The sequence below is a fragment of the Streptomyces sp. SD31 genome (assembly GCF_052068475.1).
Taxonomy (GTDB): domain Bacteria; phylum Actinomycetota; class Actinomycetes; order Streptomycetales; family Streptomycetaceae; genus Streptomyces.
In genome coordinates this window covers 183584-195791 of the sequence record NZ_JBQHCX010000012.1, presented here as the reverse complement: position 1 = coordinate 195791, position 12208 = coordinate 183584, and the positions used below count along the sequence as shown (strand labels likewise).

Sequence of the window (12208 nt, the reverse complement as noted above, 5' to 3'; positions counted from 1 at the left end):
TGCGCCCCTCTTCCTGTGCCTGGGTCTCAACAACCCGTTATGCAGATGTCAGTTGTGACCGAAGCGCTTCTGCCGACCCTTGCGGGCCATGTCGCCCGGTGTCGCCTGCGTGATGCGCTGCTCGGCCTGCGACTCCATCGAGGAGTGCTCGGCCTGCTGCTGACCACGCTCGGACTGCGGCTGCTTCCGGTCCTGCTTCTTGTTCTTGGCCATGGTGATGCCTCCTGTGGGGGATCTAGGGGCCAGGGCCGGGACCAGATTCACATAGGCTGACAAAGACTGCATTTCGGATAATTACCGTGTGTAACGGGGGTTGTCGGGGCGTGAGGCCTGGCGCGCCGCGATGGCGATGCCCCGAAACGCCACGCCGAAGATCGAGTTCGCCCCGTTAACCCCCGCGCGGTCGGGCAGACTCGAAGGAAGCCCCGAAGCAAACCTCCCAGGAAGAGGGTGAGTCGCGTGGACCGCTGCATCGTCCTGGTGGACGCCGGGTATCTGCTGGGGGCCGCCGCGAGCCTCCTCGCCGGGGAGCCCTCCCGGTCCCGGATCACCGTCGACCACACCGCCCTCATCCAGGGGCTGCGCGAACGCGCCGAGTCCGACACGCAGCAGCCCCTGCTGCGCATCTACTGGTTCGACGGCGCCCCCGACCGCGTCCCGCAGCCCGAGCACCGCAGGCTGCGTGTGATGCCCCGGGTCACCGTCCGCCTCGGCGCCCTGACCCGAAGCGACGGTCGCTGGGCCCAGAAGGGCGTGGACGCCGCGATGCACGCCGAGCTCACCGAGCTGGCCCGCAACCGCGCCTGCTCGGACGTGGTGCTGGTGACCGGCGACGGCGATCTGCTGCCGGGCATGATGGCCGCCAAGGAGCACGGCGTCGCCGTACACCTGTGGGCGGTGCAGGCCGCCGACGGGGACTACAACCAGTCCGAGGACCTGGTCGCCGAGGCCGACGAACGACGCGTGCTCGACCGTACGTGGATCACCAAGGCCGTACGCGCCAAGGAGCTCACCGGCGTCTGCGCGCCGCCGCCCGTGCCCCGGCCCGAGATCGCCGCGATCCTCTCCGCGCCGCTGCCCGACTCCGCGCTCGGCGCGAGGGGCGAGCGGCCCGCCGAGGAGGGCGAACACGCCCCGGCGGCCACCGCCTCGGAGAACGGCACGCAGGAGCGGGTGCCGGCGCCCAAGGGCGTGCCCACGCCGAAGGACCTCGCCGCCCTGCGCGCGCCCGGCGTCCAGCCGGCCCAGCCCCCCGCGAGCGCGACGCTGCGCTGGTCCTCCGACAAGGGGTGGGTCGACCGGCCCGGCGTCGCGGCCGAGCCGCCCGACGCCGCCTCCATGCCGACGCTCGCGCAGCTGACCACGGCGGAGCAGCGATGGGCCGACCGGGAGGAGGACATCACCACGGTCGGCGGTGATCCGTACGAGGTGGGGCAGGTCTTCGCCCGGCGGTGGATGGAGCGGCTGGGGGAGCAGAGCCATCTGCAGAAGCTCTCCGGGATGTATCCGCGGATCCCGCATCGGATCGACGGGGAGCTGCTGCGGTACGCCGCTCGGTTCGGGTTGCTCGCGCACAAGGACGACCAGATCGACGAGCATGATCGGTACGCGATCCGAGCCGGGTTCTGGCGGGAGATCGATGTGCGGACGGCCGCGGAGCACGCCCCTGTGGGCGAATGACGCGGGCCGAGGGGAGCCCGACGCCGCCCGGACGCGTCGTCGGGGTTGAGCGCCGTTGCGGCGGATTTGGGGTTACCGGCGGATTTCCTGCGGCGAGCTGCCGGTTTGTGCCGAGTGGCCGACCCGAGGGCGGATCGGGGTTCCGGACCCCGTAGTCTCGTCCCTTGTGAGTACGCGCGCGGGACAGGCACTTCGGCACAGTGGGGATGTCGTGTGTGCCGTGCGCGGGCTGACCAAGACCTATCCGGCGGTACGAGGGCGGCGCGGAGCGCCCGGAACACCCGAGGTGCGCGCCACCGACGACGTACGGCTGGACATCCGGCGCGGCGAGATCTTCGGGCTGCTCGGCCCGAACGGCGCCGGCAAGACCACCCTCGTACGGCAGCTCACCGGGCTGATGCGGCCCGACACCGGCAGTGTGGAGATCCTCGGGCACGACATCGTGCGGCACCCGGAGCGGGCCGCGCGCATTCTCGCCTACCTCGGGCAGGAGTCGACCGCCCTCGACGAGCTGACCGTGTCCCTCGCCGCCGAGACGACCGGGCGGCTGCGCGGTCTGGACGTGCGGCAGGCGCGGGCCGAGCGGGACGACGTACTCGACGAACTGGGCCTCGGGCCGCTCGCCGGACGGCCGATCAAGAAGCTGTCCGGTGGCCAGCGGCGGCTGGCCTGCTTCGCCGCCGCGCTGGTCGGGGAGCGGCCGCTGCTCGTGCTCGACGAGCCGACCACCGCGATGGACCCGGTGGCGCGGCGGGCCGTGTGGTCGGCTGTGGACCGGCGGCGGGCCGAGCGCGCGACGACCGTGCTGCTCGTCACCCACAACGTCATCGAGGCCGAGACCGTGCTCGACCGGGTCGCGGTGCTCGACCGGGGCCGTGTGATCGCCTGTGACACGCCGTCCGGGCTCAAGGAACGGGTCGCGGGCGAGGTGCGGGTCGAGCTGCTGTGGCGGGACCGGGCGCCCCTGGAGGTGCCCGAGGTCGCCGCGCTGCAGGACCGGGTCGTCGAGTCCGGGCGGCGCTGGACGCTGCGGCTCGCCCCCGAGGAGGCCCGCGCGGTCGTCGCCACCGTCACCGGCGGGGCCGCCTTCGCCGCGCTGGACGACTTCACGCTGGCCACGCCGAGCCTGGAGGACGTCTATCTGGAGCTGGGCGGGGCCGCGCAGCAGGGGCTGGTGAAGGCTTGAGCACGCAGACTGTCGCATCCGTATCCGTACGGAACAGGGCTTCGGTGCGGAACAGCGCCTCCGTACGGAACAGGGCCACCTCCCCAGTGATCCCCCGTGTGAAAGGGAGCAGCGCCACGTGAGTGTCGTACCCGCCGAGGTTCTGCCGGGCAGCGCCCTGGCCGTGGACGAGACGGCCCGTCCGGCCGCGGCCGAGCTCGGGCCGCGGGCGCGGCTGTGGCCGTCGCTGTGCGCCGTGTACCGGGCGCAGCTGTCCCGTGCCCGGGTCGCGCGCATTCCGCTGCTGTTCGTGGCGACCTTCCAGTCGATCGGGATCATGGTCCTGATGCGCGGGGTCGTGGACGGAGGTGCCGAGGCGCAGGCCGTGGTCGCCGGGTCGGCGGTGCTCGTCGTGGCCTTCGTCGCGCTGAACCTGCTCGCGCAGTACTTCGGGCAGCTGCGGGCCAGCGGCGGGCTCGACCACTACGCCACGCTGCCGGTGCCGCCGGCCGCGGTGGTGCTCGGGGCAGCGGGGGCGTACGCCTCCTTCACCGTGCCGGGGACCGTGGTGACGGCGCTCTTCGGGTGCGTGCTGTTCGGGTTGCCGATGGCGCACCTGTGGGTGCTCGTCGCGGTGATCCCGCTGGCCGGGGCCGCGCTCGCCGGGCTCGGCGCGGCGCTCGGACTGCTCGCGCCGCGGCCCGAACTGGCCACGCTGCTCGGGCAGTTGGGGATGTCCGCGGCGCTGCTGCTGGGGGTGCTGCCGGCCGACCGGATGCCGGAGGTGGTGCGGTTCGCGCGTGACCTGCTGCCGTCGACGTACGGCGTGGAGGCCTTCGCGCGGACCTTCGGGCCGCACCCCGACTGGGCCTTCGTGCTGGGTGACCTCGCCGTGTGCGGAGGGGTCGGCGTCGTCTCGCTGGCCGTCGCCACCTGGGCGTACCGCCGGGCTGCGGTCCGGTGACGCGTCGCACAGTTCCGCCTGGCACGATGGCAGGGTGACCGCTCCGCTGACTCCTCCGCCGCCGCCCCGTGACCAGTCCTCCCACCACGCGTGGCAGCAGCCCGCTGCCGGGCGCGCGGGTTCCGGGCCGTATGACGCCGTGTACGGCGCGCCTCCCGGGGCACAAGGTCCGCACGGCTCTCATGGCTCTCACGGCGCGTACGGCATATATGGCTCGTACGGACAGGACGGTCCTGGGATGAAGACCGAGGTGCGAGAGGCCGCCGTGGTCGCGGTCGTGGTGGCGCTCTTCGGAGCGCTGCTCGGGGTGCTGTGGTGGTGGTTGGCGCCGAGTGTGCCGCTGGTCGGGGATGTCGTCGACAAGAGCTGGGTCGTCTACTTCAAGGACACCGAGGGGGAGCAGGCGGTCGGGGTGGACGGAACGTTCACTCTGCTCGCGCTCGCGTTCGGGCTGGTGAGTGCGGTTGCCGTCTTTGTCTGGCGGCGGCGTGGGGGTGTGCCGCTGGTGGTGGGGCTGGCCCTCGGGGGGTTTCTCGGGGCGTTGCTGGCCTGGCGGGTCGGGGTGTGGCTGGGGCCTGCGGAGGATGTGATCGGCCACGCGAAGGAAGTGGGCAAGGGGGTTACGTTCTCGGCGCCGCTGAAGCTTGGCGCCAAGGGGGCGTGGCTGGCGTGGCCGCTGGCTGCGTTGGTGGTGCATCTGGGGTTGACGGCGTTGTTCGGGCCTCGGGATGCGGAGCCGTATCAGGTGGAGCCTTCGGGGGCTCAGCAGGGGCCGTACGGGGTGCCGCCGGCGTAGGTTTCTCGCCCCCGCCGCCCCTACCCGTCCCATCCACCAGGGGCGCTGCCCCTTCGACCCCGGCCCCTGGGGGCCTGCGGCCCCCAGACCCCCGCTTCGGCCCTGAACGGGCCTTGTCCTCAAACGCCGGACGGGCTGGGATGCGCGGGTCGGTGTCTGGGAGTGGCCGTCCGCGTCGTGAAGGGATGGTGAGGTCTCGTCCCCGAACGTCGGACGGGCTGGATGGCGCGTCGAGATCGGCGTCTTCGGGTTCTATGCCGGGCGCCGTCCATGGTTCGAGCGGCCCTTCTTGGTGCGCCACTTGCGTTTCCGCGTTTTCTTCGACATGTCCCTCGTACTTAACCGAGGGGGCGGGGTTCGTCGAGGGGTTACACGCGTCCGATGGGGGCGAGGGTCGCGTTCGTGAGCTTGGTCAGGGCTTCGGGGGAGAGTTCGACCTCCAGGCCGCGGCGGCCGGCCGAGACGCAGATCGTGGAGTGGGTGGCGGCCGAGGCGTCCACGACCGTGGGGAGCTTCTTGCGCTGGCCCAGGGGAGAGATGCCGCCCCGGACGTAGCCCGTGGTGCGTTCCGCCAGGGCCGGGTCGGCCATCGCGGCGCGCTTGCCGTGGACCGCCGATGCCAGGGCCTTGAGGTCCAGCTGGCCGGCGACCGGGACCACCGCCACGGTGAGGGTGCCGTCCACCTCGGCCACGAGGGTCTTGAAGACCCGGTCGGGGGAGACGCCCATCGCTTCCGCGGCCTCCTCGCCGTAGGACGGGTGGGAGGGGTCGTGATCGTAGGCGTGGAGCGTGTACTCGACGCCCGCTGCCGAGAGGGCGACCGTCGCGGGCGTGCCGCCGGCCGGTTGCTGGGTCTTCTTCGACTTCTTCGCCATGTCGTTCCGCTCGGTTCCGCTCAGTTCAGACTCGTCGGGCCGCGCGTCAGATCCGACGCCGGCAGCGACGGCAGAGTACGGATGATCGAGGTCTCGGCGCGCAGGAGTTTCAGCTCGTCGCGCAGGCGGGACGCGATGTCCGGAGCCTGGAGCAGGCGCTGCTTCGTCGGGGTGTCCAGCATCATCGCGGCCGCCACCAGGTAGGAGACGACCGAGGGCTGGTCCGGGAGGTCGGCCGTGGTGGACAGACTGCGTTCGCGGGCGCCTGCCAGGCGCTTCTGGTACTGGCGGAACGCGCGCAGCACCCCTTCCGCCAGCGCCCCCGCCTCGTCACCCTGCTCATCCGGCAGCTCCTCCAGCTCCGCCGTCAGGAACGGGCCCGAGGCGTCGACCGACAGCAGCCGGACCCGCGTCGTTCCCGTCGCCAGCACCTCGAACGTGCCGTCGGCCCGCTCCCGGATCGTCGCCGCGTCGGCCACACAGCCCACCCCGTGGAACGCCTTGACCGGGTCCGGGCCGAAGCCCGCCGCGGGGCCGCGCTCGGGGATGGACGTGGGGTCCGGCATGCCGGGCGCGCTCTGGGCCACCTCGTGGCCGTCGCGGATCGCCACGACGGCGAAACGGCGCGGTTCCTCCTCGGGGGTCTTCAGCAGATCGCGCATCATGGCGCGATAGCGCTCCTCGAAGACGTTCAGAGGAAGGACGAGGCCCGGGAACAGCACCGAGTTCAGGGGGAAGAGCGGAAGGCGGACGGTCACGGCGTCAAAGCCTAGTGGTCGCCGGAGTGAACGCGTCCGGCGTGCCCACTCCGTGGATGACCGGCACGCGCCCCCCGGGCAGGAGCGGAGGCCGTCCGGTGCCGGACCTCGTCGCGCACCTCCAGGAACCGGCCGAGCGGATCGTCCGAGTACCGGCTCCAGGGGAAGGAGGTGGCGTACGGGCCGATCAGGCGCAGTTGCTCCAGGGCGTCCTCCCAGCGGCCCAGCCGGACCAGGACGTACGCCAGCTTATTGCGGATCGCGGCCGGCCAGAGGTCGGCGGCCGGGAAGCGGGCGGAGAGCGCGATCGCCCGGTCGGCCGCCGCGTCCAGCCGCTCGGGCGGCACGCCCGGACCGCAGCCGTCGTTCAGGTAGCTGAGGACGGCCCGGGTCGGCAGCGCCTGTACGAGGGAGTCGGCCGGGGCGTCCTGCGCGGCCCGGTCGGCGAAGTCGAGGCATTCCCGGTGGGAGCCGTGCCAGGACGAGGCGAGGTAGCGCAGGGCGGCGACATGGCAGCCGTAGTGGAGCGGGGCGCGGCACAGGGCCGCCGCCCACAGTTCCCCGAAGTAGGTGTGCCCGGCGCGTGCGCCGCGCGCGTGGTCCAGTGCGATCCGCCACGGCACCGGGTCGCGGTCGTCGGCGCGCGCGGCGGCGGTGATCAGCGGGCTCACCTCGCGCAGCAGTTCGGCCCGGGCAGGGGACTGCCAGGCGCGGTCCACCGCCAGCTGGGCCCGGACCAGCAGCGCGTCCGGATCGTTCGGGGCGGCCGCGCACCAGGCCTCCAGCCACTCCGGCCGCGAGCGCGCGAAGGCGGCCAGGCGCAGCGTGTACCCGTCGCGGTACTCCCACTGCGCCTTCAGCCGGGTGGCGGCGAGCACCTCGGCGGCGGTCTCGTACATGCCCCGCCCGGCCGCGACCAGCGCGGGTCCGAGGCGGTCGTCGGGCGTGTCGAGGAGCACCTCGGCGTCGGCGGGGAGCCCGACGGCGGGGTGTTCTACGGTCCTTGCCGGCCGGGACGCGCGGCCGAACGGGAGCAGCAGAGCCATGGTGTCGACCATTGAAAGACCGCTGGTCGTGCCCGCGCCAGAGGGAAAGGGCAACCCGCGGAAAGTTGTACACGGATCGGTCAAGAACCGGTAAAGGTCGACTGTTCAACAACAGTCCGACATCCACCTCGGTCGGGTCAGCTCCGCCGCAGCGTGCGTGTCGCCCCCGCCGCCACCGTCGTCGCCAGGATCCAGCCCAGCAGGATCATCGCCGCGGCCAGCCACTGCCAGGCGCCGCTCAGGTGCCAGAACCCGACCTGGCCCAGGTCGATGACCGGCAGCAGCAGGTCCAGGGCGAACAGGGCCGGACTCCAGGTCGGATGCTCGCCGCCCTTCAGTGGGGGAGGGTCGGCATGTGCGAAGGCCACCGAACTCGCCGCCCACAGCACCGCCATCCACACGGCGGCGCGGCCCGGCCGATAGCCGTAGGCGACCATCCAGTCCTGCGCGTACCCCCACAGCTTGGCCGCGGGCGGCAGCGTCTCGCGGCGCCGGCGCTGCTTGGCGAGCAGCACCTCGCGCGCGTCCTCGTCCTCACCGCCGTTGCGGAGTACGGAGGCCAGCAGTTCGTACGGCTCCGGGTTGTACTCGGCGGTCGCGGCGGCCACCCACTCCAGCCGCCGCTCCAGCGGGAACGGGCCGCGCGGCACGAGGTTCTCGTAGCTGAAGCCGCCCATGTGCAGCAGACCCGGGCCCGGCCAGGCGTCCGCCCGGTCCATCAGGTTGACGACCCGTGCCCCGGACAGCACCACCCGGCCGCGCTCCGGCCGCTCCCCGAGGAAGCGCAGCTCGGGCGTCTGGATGCGACGCAGGGACAGTTCCTGCTCGTCCGAGAAGGTGAACCGGGCCCGCTCCAGGTCGACCGCGTCCCCGAACCGCCCGTCGTCCAGCCGCACCCCGCCCTGGCACGCGAAGCGCTGGATGCGCGTCCCGCGCGCGGGTGTACGGCCGCTCAGCAGCGGACTGCCGACGCCCGCCGGAGTCAGGTACAGGGTGCGCCCGACGGTCAGCTGGGGGGCGTTCAGCGCGAGCCGTGTGTACGGGTTGACCAGCCGCGCGCCCCGCAGGCTCAGCGACACGCCGATGTTCGCGCCGCGCAGGCTCAGCTCGCCGTGCGACTCCAGCATCTCGGCCTGGAGGTCCTGGCCGACGCTGATGCCGTCCGCGGCGATCGAGCGGCCGCTGCGGTCGCGGTAGACGATCGCCTGGTTGAGCAGCAGATCCGTGCCGATCTGCGCGTCGGTGAGCCGTATACCGCCCTGGAAGCGGCAGCGCGGCAGATGCAGATCGCCCTCGGTGTGCACCCGGGCCGCCTCCAGGCGCGGTACCGCGCAGTCCACCAGCCGCACGGTCGTGAAACGGGCCTCCGGCAGCCGGATCTCCTGGTCGAAGCGGCAGCCGCGCATCTCCACGTAAGGCACCACCGTGCCGCCCGCGAGGTCCATCGCGTCGCTGATCCGCACGCCGACCAGCTTCAGCGACGACACCCGGCCCGCGAGGGCGGGCGGCCCGTCCAGCAGCAGCCAGCAGATGATCCGCGCGCGTACGGTCCGCTCCTCGCCCCACGGGTGCCCGCCGTGCGGATCGTCGACGACCGTGTCGCCGCTGCTCAGGTCGTAGACACTGCCGTTGCGGAAGGCCTGCCACATGCCGAGTTCGGCGGCGGTCAGGTCGTTCGGCAGGTCGTCCGGCAGGTCTCCGTCGCGGAGGCCGGCACCTTCGGTCACGTTTCGCCCATCCCCCTCATCTACTCATGGGTTCGTACAACTGTTCATGCCCGCTGAGTGACGCCCCGAACGCTAGACGTGAAGGTGATCTTCCGGGTTCCCGGGGCGTTCTGTATCAGCCATTGATACGCGCGGACGGTGCCGGACCCGGGTCTGAGAGAATTGAGCCCGTGATCTCCCGAATCGATCTGCGCGGCGACGCCCTTCCCGAGGGCCCCGCCCTGCGCGACCTGCTGCCCCGAGCCGAGTTCGACGTTCAGGCCGCCCTGGAGAAGGTGCGTCCGATCTGCGAGGCCGTGCATCATCGGGGCGACGCGGCGCTGATCGACTTCGCCGAGAAGTTCGACGGGGTCAAGCTGGACCAGGTGCGGGTGGCGCCCGCCGCGCTCACGCGCGCGCTGGAGGAACTCGACCCCGCCGTGCGCGCGGCTCTGGAGGAGTCCATCCGCCGCGCCCGGCTCGTCCACCGCGAGCAGCGCCGTACGACGCACACCACCCAGGTCGTGCCCGGCGGCTCGGTGACCGAGAAGTGGGTGCCGGTCGAGCGGGTCGGGCTGTACGCGCCCGGCGGGCGGGCCGTCTACCCGTCCTCCGTGATCATGAACGTCGTCCCGGCCCAGGAGGCCGGCGTCGAGTCCCTCGCCCTCGCCTCCCCGCCGCAGGCCGACTTCGGCGGCCTGCCGCACCCGACGATCCTCGCCGCCTGCGCGCTGCTCGGCGTCGACGAGGTGTACGCCGCCGGCGGTGCGACCGCCGTCGCGATGTTCGCGTACGGCACCGAGTCCTGCCCGCCCGCCCCCATGGTCACCGGCCCCGGCAACATCTGGGTCGCCGCCGCCAAGCGCTACTTCACCGGCAAGATCGGCATCGACGCCGAGGCGGGCCCGACCGAGATCGCGATCCTGGCCGATGCCACCGCCGACCCGGTCCACGTCGCCTCCGACCTGATCAGCCAGGCCGAGCACGACCCGCTCGCCGCCGCAGTCCTCGTCACCGACTCCGTGGAGCTCGTGGACGCGGTGGAGAAGGAGCTGGAGCCGCAGGTCGCGGCCAGCAAGCACATCGACGACCGGATCGTCCCGGCCCTCAAGGGCAGGCAGTCCGCGATCGTCCTGGTCGACGGGGTCGACGAGGGACTCCGGGTGGTCGACGCGTACGGCGCCGAGCACCTGGAGATCCAGACGGCCGACGCGGCCGCCGTGGCCGACCGGGTACGCAACGCCGGAGCGATCTTCATCGGCCCCTGGGCGCCGGTCTCGCTCGGCGACTACGCCGCCGGCTCCAACCACGTGCTGCCGACCGGCGGCTGCGCCTGCCACTCCTCCGGCCTGTCCGTGCAGTCCTTCCTCCGGGGCATCCACATCGTCGACTACACGAAGGACGCGCTGGCCGACGTCGCGCATCACGTGGTCACGCTGGCGGAGGCGGAGGATCTGCCGGCGCACGGCGCGGCGATCAAGGCGAGGTTCGGCTGGAAGGTACCGAAGAGCAAGTGAGCGACGTACGTATCGACGATCTCCCCGTGCGGGACGAGCTGCGCGGCAAGTCCCCTTACGGCGCGCCCCAGTTGGACGTCTCCGTACGGCTGAACACCAACGAGAACCCCTATCCGCTGCCCGAGCCGCTGGTCGAACGGATCGCCGAGCGTGTCCGTGAGGCGGCCCGCCACCTCAACCGCTACCCGGACCGGGACGCGGTCGAGCTGCGCACGCAGCTCGCCAAGTACCTGACGGACACGTCCGGTCACGAGGTGGGTCTCGCGAACGTCTGGGCGGCCAACGGCTCCAACGAGGTCATCCAGCAGCTGCTGCAGACCTTCGGCGGGCCCGGCCGTACGGCCATCGGCTTCGAGCCGTCGTACTCGATGCACGGTCTCATCTCGCGCGGCACCGGCACGGGCTGGATCTCCGGCCCGCGGAACGAGGACTTCACGGTCGACCTCGCGGCCGCCGAGAAGGCGATCGCCGAGCACCGGCCCGACGTCGTCTTCATCACCACCCCCAACAACCCCACGGGCACCGCGGTCCCGCCCGAGACCGTCCTCGCGCTGTACGAGGCCGCGCAGGCGGCGAAGCCGTCCATGGTCGTGGTCGACGAGGCGTACATCGAGTTCAGCCACGGCGACTCGCTGCTGCCGCTGCTCGAAGGCCGGCCGAATCTCGTGGTCTCCCGGACGATGTCCAAGGCCTTCGGCGCCGCCGGCCTGCGCCTCGGCTATCTCGCCGCGCACCCGGCCGTGGTGGACGCCGTCCAGCTCGTACGGCTGCCCTACCACCTGTCGGCCGTCACTCAGGCGACCGCCCTGGCCGCCCTCGAACACACCGACACCCTGCTGAAGTACGTCGAGCAGCTGAAGTCGGAGCGGGACCGGCTGGTGAGCGAGCTGCTTGCCATCGGCTACGACGTCACGCCGTCGGACGCCAACTTCGTGCAGTTCGGGCGGTTCGACGACGCCCACGCCGCCTGGCGGAAGATCCTCGACCGGGGCGTCCTGGTCAGGGACAACGGCGTGCCGGGGTGGCTGCGGGTCACCGCCGGAACCCCCGAAGAGAACGACGCGTTCCTCGACGCGGTACGTGAAATGAAGAAGGAGCAGAGCGCATGAACCGCGTAGGACGCATAGAGCGGGTGACGAAGGAGACCTCGGTCCTCGTCGAGATCGACCTCGACGGGTCCGGGAAGGTCGATGTGTCGACCGGCGTCGGCTTCTACGACCACATGCTCGACCAGCTCGGCCGCCACGGCCTCTTCGACCTCACGGTCAAGACCGAGGGCGACCTGCACATCGACTCGCACCACACCATCGAGGACACCGCCCTCGCGCTGGGCGCCGCCTTCAAGCAGGCGCTGGGCGACAAGGTGGGGATTTATCGATTCGGCAACTGCACGGTCCCGCTGGACGAGTCCCTCGCCCAGGTCACCGTCGACCTGTCCGGCCGCCCGTACCTCGTGCACACCGAGCCCGAGAACATGGCGCCGATGATCGGCGAGTACGACACCACGATGACCCGGCACATCCTGGAGTCCTTCGTCGCCCAGGCGCAGATCGCGCTGCACGTGCACGTGCCGTACGGGCGCAACGCCCACCACATCGTGGAGTGCCAGTTCAAGGCGCTGGCCCGGGCCCTGCGGTACGCGTCCGAGCGGGACCCGCGCGCGGCGGGCATCCTTCCCTCCACGAAGGGTGCCCTGTAACC

12 protein-coding genes are annotated in these 12208 nt (G+C 72.0%); 7 read left to right on the top strand and 5 right to left on the bottom strand.

The genetic code is table 11. The features are described 5' to 3' along the window. Nucleotides 1-48 precede the first annotated feature (48 nt). On the bottom strand, nucleotides 49-213 hold the full coding sequence (locus ACTMVF_RS25950; protein ID WP_164904785.1) for a hypothetical protein: 165 nt from the start codon (nucleotides 211-213) through the stop codon (nucleotides 49-51). A 246-nt stretch (nucleotides 214-459) separates the two neighbouring features. Between ACTMVF_RS25950 and ACTMVF_RS25945 the strand changes: the two genes are divergently transcribed. From ACTMVF_RS25945 to ACTMVF_RS25930, 4 genes are all read left to right on the top strand, one after another. Further along, entirely contained in the window at nucleotides 460-1680 is a 1221-nt protein-coding gene (locus tag ACTMVF_RS25945) for an NYN domain-containing protein (protein ID WP_441273512.1), read from the top strand. A 211-nt stretch (nucleotides 1681-1891) separates the two neighbouring features. Next, a complete protein-coding gene (locus ACTMVF_RS25940) occupies nucleotides 1892-2866 on the top strand; it encodes an ABC transporter ATP-binding protein (RefSeq protein WP_441273511.1) in 975 nt (324 codons plus the stop codon). A 118-nt stretch (nucleotides 2867-2984) separates the two neighbouring features. Further along, nucleotides 2985-3809, top strand: coding sequence for an ABC transporter permease (locus ACTMVF_RS25935; RefSeq protein WP_441273510.1), 825 nt, complete (start codon nucleotides 2985-2987; stop codon nucleotides 3807-3809). A gap of 34 nt (nucleotides 3810-3843) precedes the next feature. Beyond that, nucleotides 3844-4605 carry an AAA family ATPase gene (locus ACTMVF_RS25930; protein ID WP_441273509.1) on the top strand — a complete coding sequence of 254 codons (762 nt, stop codon included), beginning with the start codon at nucleotides 3844-3846 and terminating at the stop codon, nucleotides 4603-4605. 368 nt (nucleotides 4606-4973) lie between these two features. On the opposite strand, the gene ybaK is transcribed toward ACTMVF_RS25930, so the two are convergent. From ybaK to ACTMVF_RS25910, 4 genes are all read right to left on the bottom strand, one after another. Further along, entirely contained in the window at nucleotides 4974-5480 is a 507-nt protein-coding gene (gene ybaK / locus ACTMVF_RS25925; protein WP_441273508.1) for a Cys-tRNA(Pro) deacylase, read from the bottom strand. A gap of 20 nt (nucleotides 5481-5500) precedes the next feature. Continuing rightward, on the bottom strand, nucleotides 5501-6238 hold the full coding sequence (locus ACTMVF_RS25920; protein ID WP_441273507.1) for an LON peptidase substrate-binding domain-containing protein: 738 nt from the start codon (nucleotides 6236-6238) through the stop codon (nucleotides 5501-5503). Nucleotides 6239-6249: 11 nt separating this feature from the next. Continuing rightward, nucleotides 6250-7296, bottom strand: coding sequence for a hypothetical protein (locus ACTMVF_RS25915; protein ID WP_441273506.1), 1047 nt, complete (start codon nucleotides 7294-7296; stop codon nucleotides 6250-6252). A 125-nt stretch (nucleotides 7297-7421) separates the two neighbouring features. Further along, a complete protein-coding gene (locus tag ACTMVF_RS25910) occupies nucleotides 7422-9011 on the bottom strand; it encodes an oxidoreductase (protein ID WP_441273505.1) in 1590 nt (529 codons plus the stop codon). Nucleotides 9012-9181: 170 nt separating this feature from the next. Here ACTMVF_RS25910 and hisD point away from each other — a divergent pair, with 170 nt between their 5' ends. Genes hisD through hisB form a run of 3 tightly spaced genes read left to right on the top strand, consistent with a single transcriptional unit; the run spans nucleotide 9182 to nucleotide 12206 of the window. Next, the gene (hisD, locus tag ACTMVF_RS25905; RefSeq protein WP_441273504.1) at nucleotides 9182-10507 is read left to right on the top strand and encodes a histidinol dehydrogenase; all 1326 of its coding nucleotides are present in this window, start codon (nucleotides 9182-9184) and stop codon (nucleotides 10505-10507) included. Further along, nucleotides 10504-11616: a histidinol-phosphate transaminase gene (locus ACTMVF_RS25900; RefSeq protein WP_441273503.1), complete on the top strand. Its 1113-nt coding sequence runs from the start codon at nucleotides 10504-10506 to the stop codon at nucleotides 11614-11616. The genes hisD and ACTMVF_RS25900 overlap by 4 nt, the downstream gene beginning before the upstream one ends. Next, nucleotides 11613-12206 carry an imidazoleglycerol-phosphate dehydratase HisB gene (hisB, locus tag ACTMVF_RS25895; protein ID WP_062719038.1) on the top strand — a complete coding sequence of 198 codons (594 nt, stop codon included), beginning with the start codon at nucleotides 11613-11615 and terminating at the stop codon, nucleotides 12204-12206. The genes ACTMVF_RS25900 and hisB overlap by 4 nt, the downstream gene beginning before the upstream one ends. Nucleotides 12207-12208: the final 2 nt, after the last annotated feature.

Coding starts and splice junctions, on each gene's coding strand:
- ACTMVF_RS25950 (WP_164904785.1), bottom strand. CDS start 213: ATGGCCAAGAACAAGAAGCAGGACCGGAAGCAGCCGCAGTCCGAGCGT.
- hisB (WP_062719038.1), top strand. CDS start 11,613: ATGAACCGCGTAGGACGCATAGAGCGGGTGACGAAGGAGACCTCGGTC.
- ACTMVF_RS25915 (WP_441273506.1), bottom strand. CDS start 7,296: ATGGTCGACACCATGGCTCTGCTGCTCCCGTTCGGCCGCGCGTCCCGG.
- ybaK (WP_441273508.1), bottom strand. CDS start 5,480: ATGGCGAAGAAGTCGAAGAAGACCCAGCAACCGGCCGGCGGCACGCCC.